The organism is Nonomuraea harbinensis, assembly GCF_019396385.1.
In the GTDB taxonomy this organism is placed as follows: domain Bacteria; phylum Actinomycetota; class Actinomycetes; order Streptosporangiales; family Streptosporangiaceae; genus Nonomuraea; species Nonomuraea ferruginea.
This window is the reverse complement of the sequence record NZ_JAHKRN010000015.1, coordinates 1-16947: the sequence shown is the minus strand read 5'-3', so window position 1 is coordinate 16947 and position 16947 is coordinate 1. Positions and strand designations below refer to the sequence as shown.

16 protein-coding genes are annotated in these 16947 nt (G+C 68.2%); 3 read left to right on the top strand and 13 right to left on the bottom strand.

Annotated elements, in window-relative coordinates:
- Positions 1–217: 217 nt before the first annotated feature.
- The 3 genes from KME79_RS17540 to KME79_RS47730 all read right to left on the bottom strand — a co-directional run bounded on the left by KME79_RS17540 (position 218) and on the right by KME79_RS47730 (position 3026).
- Complete coding sequence (locus tag KME79_RS17540; protein WP_219545351.1) at positions 218–2281, bottom strand: tetratricopeptide repeat protein; 2064 nt, start codon at positions 2279–2281, stop codon at positions 218–220.
- Entirely contained in the window at positions 2274–2687 is a 414-nt protein-coding gene (locus tag KME79_RS17535) for a hypothetical protein (protein ID WP_219545350.1), read from the bottom strand. The genes KME79_RS17540 and KME79_RS17535 overlap by 8 nt, the downstream gene beginning before the upstream one ends.
- Before the next feature lie 198 nt (positions 2688–2885).
- On the bottom strand, positions 2886–3026 hold the full coding sequence (locus KME79_RS47730) for an FxSxx-COOH-like cyclophane-containing RiPP peptide (protein WP_504739479.1): 141 nt from the start codon (positions 3024–3026) through the stop codon (positions 2886–2888).
- A gap of 149 nt (positions 3027–3175) precedes the next feature.
- Between KME79_RS47730 and fxsT the strand changes: the two genes are divergently transcribed.
- A complete protein-coding gene (gene fxsT / locus KME79_RS17530; RefSeq protein ID WP_219545349.1) occupies positions 3176–5710 on the top strand; it encodes an FxSxx-COOH system tetratricopeptide repeat protein in 2535 nt (844 codons plus the stop codon).
- Positions 5711–5718: 8 nt separating this feature from the next.
- Here the strand turns inward: fxsT and KME79_RS17525 are convergent, their stop codons facing one another.
- The 3 genes from KME79_RS17525 to KME79_RS17515 form a co-directional block, all read right to left on the bottom strand.
- Positions 5719–6972: an HEXXH motif domain-containing protein gene (locus KME79_RS17525; RefSeq protein WP_219545348.1), complete on the bottom strand. Its 1254-nt coding sequence runs from the start codon at positions 6970–6972 to the stop codon at positions 5719–5721.
- A complete protein-coding gene (locus KME79_RS17520) occupies positions 6969–8138 on the bottom strand; it encodes an FxsB family cyclophane-forming radical SAM/SPASM peptide maturase (protein ID WP_219545438.1) in 1170 nt (389 codons plus the stop codon). Before KME79_RS17520 ends, KME79_RS17525 begins: the two co-directional genes overlap by 4 nt.
- A 182-nt stretch (positions 8139–8320) precedes the next feature.
- The gene (locus KME79_RS17515) at positions 8321–8800 is read right to left on the bottom strand and encodes a nucleoside deaminase (RefSeq protein ID WP_219545347.1); all 480 of its coding nucleotides are present in this window, start codon (positions 8798–8800) and stop codon (positions 8321–8323) included.
- A 57-nt stretch (positions 8801–8857) separates the two neighbouring features.
- Here KME79_RS17515 and KME79_RS17510 point away from each other — a divergent pair, with 57 nt between their 5' ends.
- Positions 8858–10639 carry an ABC transporter ATP-binding protein gene (locus tag KME79_RS17510; protein WP_219545346.1) on the top strand — a complete coding sequence of 594 codons (1782 nt, stop codon included), beginning with the start codon at positions 8858–8860 and terminating at the stop codon, positions 10637–10639.
- Positions 10636–12459 carry an ABC transporter ATP-binding protein gene (locus KME79_RS17505; protein ID WP_219545345.1) on the top strand — a complete coding sequence of 608 codons (1824 nt, stop codon included), beginning with the start codon at positions 10636–10638 and terminating at the stop codon, positions 12457–12459. The genes KME79_RS17510 and KME79_RS17505 overlap by 4 nt, the downstream gene beginning before the upstream one ends.
- A gap of 22 nt (positions 12460–12481) precedes the next feature.
- Here the strand turns inward: KME79_RS17505 and KME79_RS17500 are convergent, their stop codons facing one another.
- The 7 genes from KME79_RS17500 to KME79_RS17470 form a co-directional block, all read right to left on the bottom strand.
- Positions 12482–12883, bottom strand: a complete 402-nt coding sequence (locus tag KME79_RS17500; protein WP_148030497.1) for a hypothetical protein — start codon at positions 12881–12883, stop codon at positions 12482–12484.
- 112 nt (positions 12884–12995) lie between these two features.
- Complete coding sequence (locus KME79_RS17495) at positions 12996–13295, bottom strand: hypothetical protein (protein ID WP_219545344.1); 300 nt, start codon at positions 13293–13295, stop codon at positions 12996–12998.
- A gap of 58 nt (positions 13296–13353) precedes the next feature.
- Complete coding sequence (locus tag KME79_RS17490) at positions 13354–13689, bottom strand: DUF202 domain-containing protein (RefSeq protein ID WP_219545343.1); 336 nt, start codon at positions 13687–13689, stop codon at positions 13354–13356.
- Positions 13690–13692: 3 nt separating this feature from the next.
- Complete coding sequence (locus KME79_RS17485; protein WP_148030494.1) at positions 13693–14019, bottom strand: YidH family protein; 327 nt, start codon at positions 14017–14019, stop codon at positions 13693–13695.
- Between the two features lie 46 nt (positions 14020–14065).
- Positions 14066–14461 carry a DUF8711 family protein gene (locus KME79_RS17480; RefSeq protein ID WP_219545342.1) on the bottom strand — a complete coding sequence of 132 codons (396 nt, stop codon included), beginning with the start codon at positions 14459–14461 and terminating at the stop codon, positions 14066–14068.
- A gap of 38 nt (positions 14462–14499) precedes the next feature.
- Entirely contained in the window at positions 14500–15786 is a 1287-nt protein-coding gene (locus KME79_RS17475; RefSeq protein ID WP_219545341.1) for an ABC transporter substrate-binding protein, read from the bottom strand.
- Between the two features lie 13 nt (positions 15787–15799).
- The coding region (locus KME79_RS17470) for a branched-chain amino acid ABC transporter permease (protein ID WP_219545340.1) at positions 15800–16947 on the bottom strand (1148 nt) is incomplete at its 5' end.

Here is a 16947-nt window from a genome sequence, read left to right as displayed (position 1 = left end):
GCAAAATACGCAACCGGGAGGAACGCTCGAGCGGCATTCGGCTGAGTTCCGGGTCAGGGGCGCCCGCAGTCCGGCACCATCGACCTTCGAGACTCCTCCCTGGTGATCCTTACATCTCGAATACGGCCATCCGTAAAGCGGGGATGGCAGTCGCTTCCCCACGCGGGCAGCCCTTACATGTTCTCCTCGTCTTGCCGCCATCACCAGCACAACAGCGCTAAACGCTGTTTTCGCCGTTCAAACTCGACAGCGAACGAAGCGTCAGCTGGGTGTGCGGGTGGTCACTGCCCAGCTCTTTTGTTTGTTGCGTAAGGAGCTGTCGGAAGGTGTGCTCGGCCCCGGTCCGGTCGCCCCGCTTCGCCAGCACCCAGGCGAGCTCATATCGCGTGGCAAGGGTTGCCTGATAGTCGGCGCCTAAACTCGTTTCCTGATCTCGGAGCACCGCCCGGAGGAGATTCTCGGCCTCGGCTAGATCTCCCCGTCCCGCTACAGTCCGCGCGATCTCGTAACGGGTGGCCAGCGTACGCTCGTCATCAACACCCAATTCAGTTTCCTGATCGCGCAGCAACGCGCGAAGGAGGTGTTCGGCCTCGGCGGACCCCTTCTCCTCTGCCACGAAGCGCGCGTGGTCAGCCCGGATATCCAATAGTTCCGTGTCGCCGTCCGGCACCGTGGACAACAACTCGTGGTAGATGTGTTCGGCCTCGGACTTCCTGTCGACATACTGATACGCACCCGCCTGTATCCGCCGCAGGGACCGGGCGACAGGGTGATCGGCGGCGAGGCTGGGCAGATGTTTTATCGCGGCCTCCGTTATTTTCACCGAGGCTTCGTACAAACCGGCCCACAGCAGCATCGTCGCCGCGACGTACGCGGTGCTCATCAGGTTCTCGAGTACGGGTCCACGCACTTGCGGTCCGGCCACGTCCAGCATTTCCTCAAGATGGGCCGACCACTTCTGCCATGCCGGCCGACGTGCAGGCCCGTCCGCCTGCAGGTCTGCGGTCGCGTGCACCAGCAGTTCCGTGGCAGCGGAAGCAGTACGGTCGGTCTCCACATAATCGAGACGCTCGCGAACCGTCTCGGCGACCAGAGGGTTGACCATCACATCGGCGACCCCCTCCGCCGTCGCACCGTCCGCTGTCAGCAACGGTGCCTGGATCAGCCCCACCGAGAGCAATGCTTCCAGCCCCGCGACAACCCCGGCGCGATCAGGACTGCCGCAGGCCCTGCCGAGGATGGCATGATCCAGCCCACTCACCGGTATGGGAACGGCGGGCGCGAACCAAGCCAGCACCCCCAGCAGACCTCGCGCCTGCCCCACTCCCGCCGTCTCCAGTTGAGCCAGCGACAGTTCCCATGTCCGGCCCACCACGACCCGATCGTCCACCTCACCTGCCGTACCGCCCAGTACGGCAGTCCCCTCGGACTCCAGGACCTGTCGGTAATCAGCGAAGGATTGCTGCTGAGCGAAAGGAGACGCCAATTGTGACCCGGCATGGTGCAACGCAAGGACCAGGCCTGCCAGCCGTTCGGCCAGAGCCTCGGCCTCGGTGATGTCACCGGCCCCAGGAGCCAGGTCCACCAGCACCTGGCCGCCGTGCTTCTTGCTCAGACACCCCACAAGGTGAAGTTCGGACCCGTGTCCCCAGTGCCGCGGATCACCGTCGCGTGTGCTGACCAGAACCAGCCCGGATCTCGACCCGCGTAGCCACCCGTTGCCATCCCCCACCGTGCGGCCGGCCGTCTCCAACTTCGCGACGTCATCAGCGTCATCGATCACGAGCAGCCAGTCTCGATGGGCCTCCAGCACCTGCCACAGCACGTCGCATGCAGGCTGGCGGCCGGTTCTGGCCTCATCGACCTGCCAGTCGTCCGCTCCCAACGCCCGCGCCAGAACCAGCAGCGAGCCGGACAGGTTCGCCGCGTCCACCGCCGAGGCCCACCAGACCGGACGCCCGTCCTGTACCGCCAGTTCGGCCAGTTGCAGGGCCACGGTGGATTTGCCCGTGCCTCCCAAGCCCGCCAGCACATGCACTCGGCCGTCCGGCCCCGCCAGCAACACCCGCAGCTGCTCCAGCAGAGGTTCGCGGCCTCGTACTCGCTTCGGCAGGCGTCCCAGCGGAGGGAACAACACTCCGTGCGCTCGCGTTGCGCCCGGTGCGCTCTTCCCGGGAGAGTAATAGTTGTTGATGTTCAGATTACGGCCGGCGTTGAAGCCGTCCCTCTGTGCAGTGGTGTTTTGGCGCGTCCCGGCTTGAGGGAGAGGCTCGTCAGCCATCTGGCGACGACTTCGCCTTAGACTGATCCACGGTCATATTGCCAGCCGCCATGAACAGGTCCCGGCGGGCATCCCCGTTTTGCACTACCGTCCCTGGAGAAGCTTGCACCGCCGTCCCCACAGAAGCCTTGTAGGGTTCCCATTCAGCCAGTTCTTCGGCGAACCTCGGGTCGCGCTCGGCATACCAGCACAGCGCCCTGGCAAGTTCGTTGATCGCGTCCTGGTTCTCAGGCGTCGCCATAGCCTGTTCCAGAGCATCCACGGATCGTGGATCTCCTCCGAAAACGCTGCGAATACGCTCCCGGATTCTCTCCACCAGGCTCTTGGTCACATCTTGCGCGAGTCCCTCAACAGCCGCCCCACCTGCGATGAGAGCTACCTCACCTGCCACCGCCGCCAGATCCATCTGCGCCACCCTCCCCAACACTGATCACCACGCCCCCTACCAACTATCCATAGTCGACATCGCATGGTGGCGGGGCGTAATCAATTCTAGAGATTCGGAGCAGCGGGTCCCATGGTCAGCCGGAAATACATGACATATCTATCCGGCATAAGGTATCCAGGCATGCCCTATGTGGGAGCTCGCCCGGAGACGACTGAGTCAGACCGCGGATTGGAAGCTGGCAACAACGCCGCTTCCCTCGGCCAATCGCTCCCACACCCTGCTCAGAGCCGAGATGTCAAGACTCTTGAGCGCTTCCAGATCGACTTCACCCACATCAATCAGCCCAGTCGTGGACATATCGCTCATGCTCTCCCCCTGGCCCGTTACGGTCGCCCGTAACACCTGAAATGCTTAACCGTAGCGGTTCTTCACACAGAGTCTCCGGCCATCCATCGCCAAAATCAATCACAGGAGGGAAAATCAAGCAGACAGGAGGCGATTGGTTCATGGATCAGCAGGCCGCTCCACAGGAACCGTTCCAGATGCCGGCGATCTGGGGCAAGAGGATCCCGGGTCGCAACAAGCACTTCACCGGCAGGGAGAATTTGCTCGATCAATTGCGGGCGAGCATCATCTCCACCACCAAAGCGGCTGTCGTGCCTCAGGCGCTGCAAGGGCTGGGCGGGGTCGGGAAGACCCAGCTGGCGATCGAATACGCGTGGCGCTATCGCGGTTCCTACGACCTGGTCTGGTGGGTGCCGGCAGACCAGCCGATGCTCGTGCCGAGCACGCTCGCGACCCTCGCCGAGGATCTCAAGCTGCGTCCGGCGAACAGCGTCGGCATCGAGGAGGCCGCCGCGTCCGTCCGTGACGCGCTGCAGCGCGGCGATCCGGTCGAGCGGTGGTTGCTCATCTTCGACAACGCGGACGAGCCCGAAGAGATCCGCGAGTTCATCCCGGAGGGCGGCCCGGGACACGTGCTGATCACCTCACGCAACAGCCGGTGGAGCGGCGTGGCCGAGACGGTGCCCGTGGACGTCTTCTCCACGGAGGAGAGCGTCGCGTTCCTCCGCAAGCGCCTGCGCAAGGAGGTGCCGCAGAAGGAGGCGGAGCACCTGGCGGGCGAGCTCGGCGACCTGCCTCTGGCGCTGGAGCAGGCGGCCGCCCTCCAGGTCATGACCGGCATGTCGACCGAGGAGTACGTCGAACAGCTCGCCCTGCAGGCCAGCGACCTACTGAACCTCGGCAAATCGACCGAGTATCCGCTGTCGATGACGGCCGCCTGGCAACTTTCGGTGAACGAGATCGAGAACCGGCTCCCCGAAGCCGCGACGATGCTGCGCTGTCTGGCTTTCTTCGGGCCGGACCCGATTCCACGCGCCGTCTTCCGCCGGGGAAGCAAGAGCGGCGTCAAGCTGATGGCCCCCATCCTGGCGAAACCCATCCTGATGGCCCAGGCGTTCGGGGAGCTCAACCGGTTCGCCTTGGTGAAGATCGAAAAGGATGCTGGCACCGTACAGGTGCACCGACTGGTCCAGGCCCTGCTGCGTGATTCCGTGGAACCGGACAAGCGCGAAGAGTACAAGCACGAGGTGCACCTCCTGCTCGCGGGCGGCTCCCCCGGCGACCCGGAGGACACCGCCAACTGGCCCGACTACGCCGACCTGATCCCCCATCTGCGCCCCGCGGGCGTCGTCGAGTGCGCCGACCACGGGGTGCAACGGTTCGCCATCGACATCACCCGCTACCTCTTCCGGGTCGCGAACTACTCCTCGGCGCGAAAGTACGCTGAGGATTTTCTCGTTCACTGGACGGGCATGTCCGAGGAGAACGAGAAGGACGAGAACGTCCTTCGGCTGCGGCGGCACCTGGGGAACGTCATGTGGCAGGCCGGCGCCTTCGACGAGTCGCGCGCGCTCAACGAGGAGACCTTCGACTACATGCGCGAGGTCTTCGGTGAGAAGAACGAAGAGACGCTGCGCATCAGGCTGACCATTGCCGCGAACCTCCGTGCCAGGGGGATGTTCCGGGAGGCGTTCCAGCAGGACACTGAGTCGCTGAAGCTGCACGAGGAGGTCTTCGGCAGGGTCGTCCCCGCCACCCTGCGTGTGCTCAACAACCTGGCGCTCGACCACCTCCTGCTCAGCCAGTTCGACTCCGCGCTCGATCTCGCGCAACTGGTCTACATGGAACAGAGCAGCGCCAAGTCCGGGGTCAGCAAGTGGGACCTGCAGGCCTCGTGGAACGGCCTGGCGCGCACGGTCAGGTTGTACGGCGATCACGACCAGGCGTGCGACGTGGGAGAGGAAGCATACGCCCATGGGCAGAGTGAGCTGGGCGTCGAACATCCGCTCACGCTCGTGACCGCCCGTGATCTGTCCATCGCCCGCCGTCGGCGTGGGGACATCGATGGAGCTCTGGAACTCATCGAAGAGACGTACACCAGATTGAACAAGATCTTCGGTCCGGACTACCCGGAGACCGTGGCAACGCAGGTAGCGTTCGGCAACATCTTGCGACAAGCCGGCCGCTCCGAAGAGACGATGGCCATGACGCGACAGGCCCTCGAGCGCTACCGTTCCATCTTCGGCGATGAACATCCGTTCACCTACGGCTGCTTGATGGACCGCGCCTCGCTCTTCAACCTCCGTGGAGACGCCGAGGAGGCGCGAAAGCTTGACCAGAGGGCCCATGACGGGCTGCGAGACAGGCTGGGGCCCAAGCACGCTTACGTCTTCGGCGCCGCCCTCAACCTGACCAGCGACATAGCGGCGCTCGGCGGCATCGCCGAAGCCCGCAAACGGGGCGAGGTCGTCCTGGAGCAGGTGCGCGAGTTCTTCGGGCCCGACAACCTACTGTCCCTTTCGGCAACCGTGAATCTCGCACTCGACCTGCATGCCGACGGGAAGCCGGAACAGGCGCAGGCACTGTACGAGGACGCGATGCGAGGCTACGAGAGATACACCCCCGAGCACCCGGAAAGGGTCCACGCCTCGAAGTGGAGACGCTTCAGATGGGACTGTGACCCCATCAGCCTCTGACGCGGGAATCACGTGTTACGCGCCAGCCATGCTTCCCGGTGCGCTGCCGCCCGCTCGTCCGCGGCGGCCAGGGCAGTTCGCGGCACGCTCTCGGCCATCCAGTCCGCCAGCGTGCTCCGCATGGCGGTCACGAACCGCTCGCCGGGAGCAGTCAGCCGACCGCTGTCGAGCAGCGTTCCCGTCGCCTCGTACGCGGCCTGCCGCCAGTGCGCGAACTCGACGTGCGCCTGCTGGTCCGTATCGTGGGCACGCTCACGGCGCCAGAAACCCGCGACTCCCACGTGCGCGTATACGCCCTGCAGCAAGCCTGCCAGCGGCCGGGGGTCGGGACGCCAGGGCGCGTAGTATCCGCCGTCGTCCGGCTCCAGCAACTCCAGGATGTCCAGCACCGCGCCGAGCTTCGCGTGCTGGACCTCGTGCGCGAACGTGTAAGCGAGCCATCGCCACTCATGAGGAGTCGACATACCGATGGCACCGAATCTGTCCCGGGCCGTAGCACTGTTCATGCGGTATTCCGGACCGGTAATGGGTGTCAGCACGGAGACGATTTCGGCGGTCTCATCGGCGAGCGTCCAATGCCGCGCTTTCAGCACTTGCCATGAGACCTGGAGATATTCGCGCCAGATGTCCAGTTCGGCCGTGGACAGTCTGTCGTCGGGCACGTTGTCGGGGGACCACCGGAAGGGGTCCAGGTCGTCCACCCATAGGCTGAAGCCGCCCACGCCGATGCGCCGCAACGGCCGCCAGAACTGCCCCTCGTCATCGTGGACGTTCACCCGCCGCCCACCCACCTCGACCGTCCCGTCGGCATGCAGGTGCAGGTCTACCAGGTCGGCCTTCCCCGGGATCACGATCTCACCCAGCGACGGCAGCATGATCCGGCCGTCCGGCGCGGGTACCTCGACGCGCACCGGACGGCATGCCCTGATCGCGGCTACCGCCGCCAGCGCACCGAGTTGGACACTGCCGGAGAAGTCCGCGGTTTCACGCGACCGGATGACGTGCGACGCCCACGCTCCGACCGCCGGATGAGCGATCACACTCTCCACGGCTCGCGGCGCGTGCTTCTCGACCTCGGCGAGCAGGTCGTACGCCCGCCCCACGGCCGGATGGGAGCCCGCGAGCCGGACGACGCCCAACACGAGCAGCCGGTGCTTGCTGCGCTCGGCCGCCACAAGCTGGCGGGCGGCCTCCGCGCCGCCGCCACCGGACGCCAGCCGGGCGAGGATGTCATCGGGCAACCGGTGAACTCGTGGGTTCATGGGGGTCCCTTCGGAAGCCGGGCTCTGCGAAGATCGGCAACAAGCCGTTGGCGGATGTGGCCGATCAGCTGATACAGGTCGGGGCAGTAGACGGACGGGTTCAGGAATCCGGTGCCCCGGCGGTAGCGGTGCGTGTAGAGGCCGGCCCCGCAGACCCTGCTGTAGACGCACTCCTTGCACGTGTCGCTGAGTCCTTCGAAGGCCAGTTGCCGGGCCACCACGCCTGGGTGCTGGAGCGCGCGGTCGAATGAGTGGTCGACGATGTTCAGCCCGGTCGCCGGCGCTCCGTGCCCGACGGCCTTCAATGAGTCCGTCTGCTCCATCGTCCCGTCGGTCTCGATCACCACCAGGGTGGACGGAGTGAGGCCTACGGACTCGCTGGCGGATGCGCGGCCGAGGAGCAGATGGATGATCTCCTGGAAGAGCCGGACGACGGTCTCCCCACTGGCTCCGTACCAGCGGTCGAAGGCCGCCACGAGCCAGTCTCCGTAGGGCGTCGCACCGGGGTCGGGCACACGGCCCGGAGGCGGCACGTCCCAGGTGCCGTGCGGGAGGAGGAAGTCGATCACCGGCGGCTGGAAGTGCAGCAAGGCTTCGTACGTGGCCACCGGGTCATTCGCCAGATCGACCGTGCACAGCAGGCCGTTGTAAAGGTGGCGGAATTCCGGCTCCACCAGGAGGGTGAGCGCTTCCGCGACTGCCGGATAGCTGCTGCGGCCGTCCGCATAGCGGCGGTTCCGGTCGTTGCCGTCAGAGGTGCCGTCCAGGCTCACCCCCACCTGGATGCCCTCTTCCGCGAAGGCCCGCAGTACGTCCTTGTCCAGAAGCACGCCGTTGGTCTGGACGACGGCGTCGACCCGCACCTCGAGACCAGCATTTTCCCGGACGAGCCGGACAGCCTGCCGTAGGTAGTCGGCACCCGCCAGCAGGGGCTCGCCGCCGTGCAGGATCAGTCGCACGGAGTCGAGCGCGTGGTCCCGCGCGTGCTCCGCGATCCGCTGTGCGACCGTGTCCACCAGTTCGGGGGCCATGATCATGGGCCTGGATCGCCAGCTCTGGTCGGCGAGCGTGTAGACGTAGCAGTAGTCGCAGGCGAGGTTGCAGCGGCTGTGTACTTTAAGAAGAAATTGACGGAAGGGGTGCGGACTCCACCCGTTTCGGAGCATTTCCGGGATGTCCAGAGTGCCTGGCCACTCTCGTGCGGGGTCTTCCCCTTGGTCAATCACCCTTGGAACACCCCGCACCCGCCGGACAAGGAAGTGATTCCTGATGCTAACCGAGGCGCTCCCCGATGGGGAGGAGTTATTTGGGTAACCATAAATGCCAGAACTCAACCGCCATTACCGTCTCACCCTTTTCCGTGGAACCGCCGGTGAAGATCCCTGATCTCGTCTGCCAGCTCCCCCGCCGGCCCCTCCACCGAAGCCCCCGGCACCACCTCCCGGATCGCCAGCCCCCGCACCGGCGCCGGAGCCACCCCCATCTCCCCCAGCCACGCCGACAACTGCTCCGACGACGACGCGTACACGATCCGTCCGAGCCCCACCCACCCATGCGCCGCCGCGCACATCGGGCAGTGCTCCCCCGACGTGTACATGGTGGCCGCCGCCCGCTCCTGCGGGCTCAGGTTGGCGGCGGCCCAGCGGGCGAGTTCGAACTCCGGGTGGCGGGTGTGGTCGCCGGTCGCGACCACGTGGTTGTGGTCCTCGCCCAGGACCGTGCCGTCCGCGCTCACCAGCACGGATCCGAAGGGCTCGTCGCCCGAGGCGAGGGCCTCGGCGGCGAGTTCGACGCATCTGCGCAGGTGACGAAGGTCTGTCTCGTTCATGAGATCCACCATGCCACGTCCGAAAATGGGTTGAGGGGCGGTACTAGCCTTAGAAGGATGCCTCCTGATACGCGCGCTCCTCGTCGTCCCCTGCTCGAAAACATCTCTCTATGGCGGTTACGGCGCTATCTCCGCCCGTATGTCGGAAAGCTCGTCTTCATCTGGCTGGCCGCGATCGTCGGCATCAGTGCCAGCATCGCGCTGCCCCTGGTCGGCGAGCGGGTCGTCGACGGGCCGGTGCGCGACGGCGACAGCCGGGCGCTGCTGCTGCTCGGGTCGCTGGCGCTCGGTCTCGGCGTCCTCGAAGCGCTTCTCATCTTCCTGCGCCGGTGGGCGCAGATCGGCCCGGTGCTGGGGCTCGAGACGCGCATCCGCGACGACCTGTACGCACAGCTGCAGCGGCTGCCGATGAGGTTCCACGGCGAGTGGCAGTCGGGCCAGTTGCTGTCGCGGGCCACCACGGACCTGTCGACGATCCGCAGGTTCCTCGGCTTCGGCATGCTCTTCCTGGTCATGAACATCCTGCAGCTGATCACGGTGACCGTGCTGCTGCTCAACATGTACTGGCCGCTGGGCGTGCTGGTGGCCGTCTCTGCGGTGCCGATCGTCCTGCTGTCGATGCGGTTCGAGAAGCGCTACATCCGCATCTCCCGGCAGGTTCAGGACGAGCAGGGCGACCTGGCGACGCTGGTCGAGGAGTCGGCCATCGGCATCCGTACGATCAAGGCGTTCGGCCGCCGTCACCACGTCTTCGAGCGCTACGACGAGGCGGCGCGCAGGCTGTACGGGACGTCGATGGAGAAGGTGCGGCTGTCGGCGCGGTTCTTCACCTTCCTGGAGGTGATCCCGAACGTCACGCTGGCGATGGTGCTGCTGCTCGGCGCGCTGGCCGTGGGGCAGGGCTCGCTGACGCTGGGCGCGTTGTTCGCGTTCACCACGCTGGTGCTGCAGCTGGTGTGGCCGATCGCCAGCCTCGGCTACATCCTGGCCATGGCGCAGGAGGCGATGACCGCCGCCGACCGGGTCCTGGAGGTCCTGGACACGGTCCCGGAGATCACCGGCGGCCGGGGGCGGATCGAGCGGCCCCGCGGTCACCTGCGGTTCGAGGGGGTGGAGTTCCGCTTCCCCGGCGCCGACCGGCCGGTCCTGCACGACCTGTGGCTGGAGGTGCGGCCGGGTGAGACGGTCGCGGTCGTGGGCGCCACCGGCTCGGGCAAGACCACGCTGACCGCGCTGGTGCCGAGGCTTCTCGACGTCACCGGGGGCCGGGTCACGATCGACGGTCACGACGTGCGCGACCTGGAGCTGCCCGAGTTGCGCTCCATCGTGGCGACCGCGTTCGAGGAGCCGACGCTGTTCTCCATGAGCGTGCGCGAGAACCTGACGATGGGCCGCCTGGACGCGACCGAGGAGGAGGTCGACGACGCGATCCGCACCGCGCAGGCGATGTTCGTGTACGACCTGCCGTGGGGTCTGGACACCCGGATCGGCGAGCAGGGCATGTCGTTGTCCGGCGGCCAGCGGCAGCGGCTGGCCCTGGCCAGGGCGGTGCTGAGCAGACCGAGGATCCTGGTGCTCGACGACACCCTCTCGGCGCTGGACGTGGAGACCGAGGCGCTGGTGGAGGCGGCGCTGCGGGAGGTGCTGCGCGAGGCGACCGGCATCGTGGTGGCGCACCGGGCCTCCACCGTGCTGCTGGCGGACAAGGTGGCGCTGCTCGCGGGCGGCACGATCACGCACGTCGGCCGCCACCACGACCTGCTGGCCGAGGTGCCCGAATACCGGCAGCTCCTGGCCCAGGACGCCGATCTGGACCCGTCGGAAGGAGCCTTGCGTTGACATCCGCCACGACCGGCTGGCGCGGGGTCGCCTCCGAGGACCAGGACGAGCTGCCGGACAAGGTGAGCGGCCTGCTGCGGGCCCGTTCGCGCAGGCTGCTGGGCGACCTGCTGGCCCCGCACCGCAAGGGCATCATGGTGCTCACCGCGGTCATCATCGCCTCCAGCGGGGCCGGGCTGGCCATCCCCTACCTGGTGAAGGTGGGCATCGACGCGGGCATCCCGCCGATGCTGCGCGGCGAGGGCACGGGCACGCTGCTGACGGTGGTGGGCGTGATCCTGGCGGCGGCCGCCGCGCAGGCGCTCACCCGGCAGGCGTTCCTCAAGATGTCCGGCCGGATCGGTCACCAGATCCTGCTGGAGCTGCGCAGGCGGGTGTTCGACCACTTCCAGCGGCTGTCGCTGAGCTTCCACGAGAAGTACACCTCGGGCCGGGTCATCTCGCGGCTCACCTCGGACATCGAGGCGATCGCCGAGCTGCTGCAGGCCGGCTTCGACGGGCTGGTCACGGCGGTGCTGACGATGGCCGGCACCGCCGTGCTGCTGCTCGTGCTGGACGTGGAGCTGGGGCTGGTCGCGCTGGTGCCGCTGCCGATCCTGCTGCTGTTCACCCGGTGGTTCCGCCGGCAGTCCGCGATCGTCTACCGGCGCACCAGGGAGACGGTGGCGCTGGTCATCGTGCACTTCGTCGAGTCGATGACCGGCATGCGGGCGGTGCAGGCGTTCCGCCGCGAGCCGCGCAACCAGGAGATCTTCGAGCGGCTGAACGACGACTACCGCCAGGCCAACGCGCGCAGCATGAGGCTGATCGCGGTGTTCATGCCGGGCATCAAGCTGATCGGCAACCTGACGGTGGCGGCCGTGCTGTTCTACGGCGGCTGGCTGGCCTTCCACGGGGAGGTCACGGTGGGCGTGCTCACCGCGTTCCTGCTCTACCTGCGCGGCTTCTACGAGCCGATGCAGGAGATCAGCCAGTTCTACAACACGCTGCAGTCGGCCAGTGCGGCGCTGGAGAAGCTGTCGGGCGTGCTGGAGGAGGAGCCGGCGGTGCCGGAGCCGCGCGCGCCGCGCCCGCTGCCGCAGGCGCGCGGCGAGGTGCGCTTCGAGGACGTACGGTTCGCGTACGTGGAGTCGATGCCGATCCTGCCCGGACTGGACCTGGCGATCCCGGCGGGGCAGAGCGTGGCGCTGGTCGGCTCGACGGGGGCGGGCAAGACCACGCTGGCCAAGCTGATCTCCCGCTTCTACGACCCGACGGCCGGGCGGGTGCTGCTGGACGGGGCCGACCTGCAGGAGCTGGACGAGCCCACGCTGCGCCGGGCGGTGGTCATGGTGACGCAGGAGAACTTCCTGTTCAACGGGACGGTCCTGGACAACATCATGTTCGGCCGGCCGGGCGCGACCGAGCGGCAGGTGCGCGAGGCGGCGCAGGCGATCGGCGCGCACGACTTCATCGCGTCGCTGCCCGACGGCTACCACACGGACGTGGGCAAGCAGGGCGGGCGCATGTCGGCCGGCCAGCGGCAGCTGGTGGCGTTCGCGCGGGCGTTCCTGGCCGACCCGGCGGTGCTCATCCTGGACGAGGCGACCTCCAGCCTGGACGTGCCGAGCGAGCGGCTGGTGCAGCGCGCGCTGCGCACGATCCTGGCCGACCGCACGGCGCTGATCATCGCCCATCGGCTGTCGACGGTGGAGATCGCCGACCGGGTGCTCGTCATGGAGCGCGGCGAGATCGTCGAGGACGGGCCGCCGGACCGGCTGGTGGCCGCCGACGGCCGCTTCGCGGGCCTGCACCGCGCGTGGCTGGAGAGCCTCTCCTAGTGCGGCCCGGCGGCCGCCCTGACTAGTGCGGCCTGGCGGCCGCCATGACGCGATACACCTCGTACGCGGCCACCAGCACCGCCGGGACCCCGAGCACGACCAGGAGCCGGTGGTGGCGCGGCGTCCGGCCCGCCGCCACCGGTACGGGATCGGGGTCGGGCACCCGCGGCCGCTCCGGCTCGGGCTCCGGCGAGGACAGCAGCTCGGGGTGGCGGGCGAGGTAGCCGTCGGGGAACGACGTCACCGCGAACCCGCCGCAGGCCGGGCAGCAGGCGCCCGACCAGGGCGGCTGCACCACCACGCCGCCCATCAGCCAGATCTCGCCCCGGTCACCGAGCCTGACGGTGTAGGCCTCCTCCCAGACGTGCCAGCAGCGCAGGCACTCCAGCGGCCACAACCGGCGCCCACCGGTTCCTTCGTGCACCAGGACCACCCCCCGGGTCAGGGACCGTCATCCGCACCGAGTGTCCGCCCTGCCTATTGACACGGCAAGATGGCCCTTATAACACTCTCTGTTAGTCAAATATGACCATCTGTTACGTCTCAAGCCAACGCGGGCGTTTCCGCACCGGGCTGATGAGCGGGGTGGCGTCGGAGCCGGCGGGCCGCGTGGCCCTGATCAGCTCCGGGTGGTGGGCCAGGTAGCCCTCGGGGAACTGGACCGCCTGGTAGCAGCCGCACCTCGGGCACTTCTCGGCCGGCGTCGGGGGCGGCACAGGGACGTTTCCGCGCAGCCATACCTCACCCCGGTCGCCGAACCTGACGGTGTATTCCTCTTCCCACACGTGCCAGCAGGCGCGGCATTCGAAGGGGACCTTCCGCAGTTCTTCTCTCATGAGGTCACCTCCCTCTCTTCGAGTGTCCGCCTTCCTCCCGCGGCCCCGCAACCCGCCCTCACCGCATGGACAACACGAACACCACTGCCCCGGCGACCAGGGCGAGCGTGCCGAGCCAGGCGAAGACCGCGTCGGCCCGGTGGTCCAGCGGCCGGCCGCCGTGCAGCGCCTCCTGCACCCGGAGGAAGCGGGTGCCGGTGCGGATGAGCAGGACGGCGCCGCAGAGCGCCGCCAGCGCGAACGCGGCCGCCGCCGGGAGCGGCAGCCCGGCGCGCGCCGACAGCCCGGCCGCGCCGAGGCCGCCGGTGGCCAGCATGACGGCGGTGCGGACCCAGGCCAGGCGGGTGCGCTCGCTCTGCAGCCCCTGGTCCCAGATCTCGTGCGGGTCGCCCATCGGTCAGGCCGCGAGCAGGATCATCACCAGGGCCAGCACCGCCACGGTCGCGACCCCGTACCCGAACACGGACGCCAGCGCGGGCGGCGGGAGCGGCGCCTGGGCACGCAGCGCGCGCTGGATGTTGCGCCAGCGCGGGTAGGCCATGCCGGCGGCCAGCGCCGACAGCGTGACCAGGATGACGGCCAGGGTGGTGCGCAGCCATGGGACGAAGTCCGTGGAGGGCACCGCCGCCATGGCCACCCCGGCGGCGCTGAGCGCCAGGGCGGTGCTCAGCCAGGTGAGAAAGGTTCGCTCGTTGGCCAGGGTGAAACGCGGGTCAGGCTCCATGAGCCCCACGCTATTTCGCGACCATTCTCCCTAGAGAAAGCGGGGTTCAGCCTCCGGAGCAGGCCTCGGCGACCTGCTTGACGTAGGCGGCCGTGTCGCTTCCGACCTTCTGGGCGGCGTCGACGGCGTCGTTGACGTTCTGCACGTTGAGGCCGGACAGGGTGCCGGCGAGCTTGTCGGACGCTTCCTTGATGGTGGTGTTGGCGGCCGAGTCGGCAAGGTCGTTGAGCTTGGCGGCCGTGTCGTCGAGCGCCTTCTCCATGGCCTGCGGGTCGTTGACCAACTGGGTCAGCTGCGACGTCAGCTCACCGACGATCTTTGGGGCCTCCAGGCAGGCCTGGGCTCTGTCGATCGTGGTGTTGACCTCGGCGCAGCCGGCCGCGGCGAACGCGAACGCGGGGATGACGGCGAGGGACGCGAACCGGCGGTAGCGGCGAGACATGTCCCGACCCTACCCAACCGACCGCGTCCCCCGCGTGATCACAGCTTGGCGAAACAGGGACCGTCGAAGGTGTAGGACTCGGCGGTGGGGCCGGTGAAGAAGTCCCGCACCTCGGTGACGCCGGTCGGCGCCGTCTCGTCGAGTTTGTTGATGAGCGTCTGGCGGAAGGTGGCGGTGTCGGGGTCGTCGGCGTAGTTGCCGGCCTCGGGCGGCAGCATGCCCTCGTAGTCGACCGTCTTGAGCGACTTGACGGCCGCGAGCAGGCCGGCGCGGCTGACGTCGCCGCCGGCGACCATCTTCTCCAGCGCCGCCTTCATCGGGTACGCCCACGCCCAGCCGGAGGTGTAGCCGTCGTTGGGGGTGACGCCGGGCAGCGCCTCGCGCATGGCCTGGTGGCCGGGAGTGTCGGCGTTCCACGGCTTGCCGGGGGCCGACTGCTCGTACAGGGCCTTGAGCGCCTCGGCGGCGGGCGACTGGAGCAGGGCGGGGTTCCAGGTCGGGCCGGTGCCGATGAAGCGGCCCTTGAATCCGGCCGCTGCGCTCTGGCCGACGATGGTGGCGGCGTCGGCCGGGCCGGTGGTGAGGATCACCAGGTCCGGCTTGACGCGGGTGATCTCGGTGATGGCGCGGCCCTGCTCGGTGGCGCCCGGCGGGGTCTCGACGCCGGTGAACTCCAGCCCGTGCGCCTCGGCCGCGATCTTGGCGCCGGCGGCGGCGTCCGCGCCGTAGTCGCCGGCCAGGTGCACGGCCATCACGGACTTGGGCTGGTACGCCTCCATGGCGTAGTCGACGGAGTTCATCGCCTCGACGCAGTAGTTGGCGCCGGTCTCGATCACCACGTCCTCGAACTCCCAGGCGGAGGTCCAGGAGGCCGGGGCGGAGACGACGCTGCTGGCCTTGAGGTCGCCGATGATGGCGGCGGTGGTGGGCGAGCCGAGCGTCTGGGCGAGGCCGAGCACCTGGTCCTTGATCTCGTTGTAGACCTGCCGGTGAACCTCCGGGTTGTACTTGTTGTCGCGGACGTAACGGGTGACGTCGACCTCGTACGTGCCGCCGATGCCGCCGGCCTTGTTGACCCGGGCCCAGAATGCCTTCTGCGCCTCGGTGATCGGCACGGCCAGCGCCGCGAACGGCCCGGCCGTCAGGTCGGAGATGGAGCCGAGGTAGATGCATCCCTTGGCGCTGTCGACAGCGGAGGGACAGGGCTCACTGGTGACTCCTGTCGTCTGGGCGCTCTGCCCGCCCTCGTCGTCCCCCCGGAAGACGCCGCACGCGGACAGAAGGGCCACTGCTGCAGTGATGGCCACCACATAGCGACTCTTCATGAAATGACCCTTTCTAGTAGGAGAAAGGCCAGGCTTTCCAGTAATTCCGTACGCGGATCCAGAGGCCGAACAGGCCCCGCGGTTCGAAGATGAGGAACAGCACGATCAGCAGGCCGTAGAGCACGGTCTCGACCTGGAACACGTTGGGCGTCTGCGTGGTGTCGCCGCTGATCACCGGCACCAGGGCGGGCAGCGTACGGGTCAGCGGCTGCAGCAGCGAGATGAACAGGGCGCCCGCGATCGCCCCCGACACGGTGGCCACGCCGCCGATCAGGACCATCGCGATGAACTGCACCGACAGCAGCAGGCTGAACGAGCCCGGCTCGACGTACCCGGACACGGTGAAGAGCAGCCCGCCCGCGCAGCCCGCGTAGAAGGACGAGACGCCGAACGCGAGCACCTTGTAGCGGGTGAGCGGCACCCCGATGACGGCGGCGGCGATGTCGCGGTCGCGGATGGCCGCGAACGCCCGGCCGACGCGGGAGCGGGCCAGGTTGCGCGCGGCGACCGCGAAGACCACGAGCAGGACGAGCATGAGCAGGTAGAGCTGCTGCTCCCGGGTGCCGAGCGCGCCGTCCTGGTCGAGCCTGACGCCGAGGAACGCGGGCACGGCCGCCTCCCGGCCGACGCCGACGCCGCCGGTCAGCTCCTGCCACTCCTTGAAGACGTGCTCGCCGAGGAAGACCAGCCCGAGCGTGACGATGGCCAGGTAGAGCCCGCGCAGCCGGGTGGCCAGCGGCGCGACGAGCACCCCGGCCGCGGCGGCGACGAGCCCGGCCGCGGGCAGCCAGATCCAGATCTCGGAGATCCCGTACCCGATGGTGTCGCCGCCGGGCGGCCCGGACAGGGCGGCGGCGGTGTAGGCGCCGATGGCGACGAAGAAGGCGTGCCCGAGCGAGACCTGGCCCGCGTACCCGGTGACGATGTTGAGCCCGATCGCCCCGATGGCGAGCACGTACGCGACGGCGAGCACCTCCAGCGCCGGGTCGCTGAGCACCGCCGACAGCGCGAGCGCCAGCAGGACGAGCGCGCCCGCCGAGACCCGCTTGGCCCGGGTGTCGAGCAGCGCCATGTCCTGGGCGTAGGAGGTGTAGAGCAGCGGCCGCCCGCGCACCCTCCGGGACCGGCCGGTCGGTAAGGCCGGGTCTCCGGTTCGCGTTC

Coding starts and splice junctions, on each gene's coding strand:
- KME79_RS17540 (WP_219545351.1), bottom strand. CDS start 2,281: ATGGCTGACGAGCCTCTCCCTCAAGCCGGGACGCGCCAAAACACCACT.
- KME79_RS17535 (WP_219545350.1), bottom strand. CDS start 2,687: ATGGATCTGGCGGCGGTGGCAGGTGAGGTAGCTCTCATCGCAGGTGGG.
- KME79_RS47730 (WP_504739479.1), bottom strand. CDS start 3,026: ATGTCCACGACTGGGCTGATTGATGTGGGTGAAGTCGATCTGGAAGCG.
- fxsT (WP_219545349.1), top strand. CDS start 3,176: ATGGATCAGCAGGCCGCTCCACAGGAACCGTTCCAGATGCCGGCGATC.
- KME79_RS17525 (WP_219545348.1), bottom strand. CDS start 6,972: ATGAACCCACGAGTTCACCGGTTGCCCGATGACATCCTCGCCCGGCTG.
- KME79_RS17520 (WP_219545438.1), bottom strand. CDS start 8,138: ATGCTCCGAAACGGGTGGAGTCCGCACCCCTTCCGTCAATTTCTTCTT.
- KME79_RS17515 (WP_219545347.1), bottom strand. CDS start 8,800: ATGAACGAGACAGACCTTCGTCACCTGCGCAGATGCGTCGAACTCGCC.
- KME79_RS17510 (WP_219545346.1), top strand. CDS start 8,858: ATGCCTCCTGATACGCGCGCTCCTCGTCGTCCCCTGCTCGAAAACATC.
- KME79_RS17495 (WP_219545344.1), bottom strand. CDS start 13,295: ATGAGAGAAGAACTGCGGAAGGTCCCCTTCGAATGCCGCGCCTGCTGG.
- KME79_RS17490 (WP_219545343.1), bottom strand. CDS start 13,689: ATGGGCGACCCGCACGAGATCTGGGACCAGGGGCTGCAGAGCGAGCGC.
- KME79_RS17485 (WP_148030494.1), bottom strand. CDS start 14,019: ATGGAGCCTGACCCGCGTTTCACCCTGGCCAACGAGCGAACCTTTCTC.
- KME79_RS17480 (WP_219545342.1), bottom strand. CDS start 14,461: ATGTCTCGCCGCTACCGCCGGTTCGCGTCCCTCGCCGTCATCCCCGCG.
- KME79_RS17475 (WP_219545341.1), bottom strand. CDS start 15,786: ATGAAGAGTCGCTATGTGGTGGCCATCACTGCAGCAGTGGCCCTTCTG.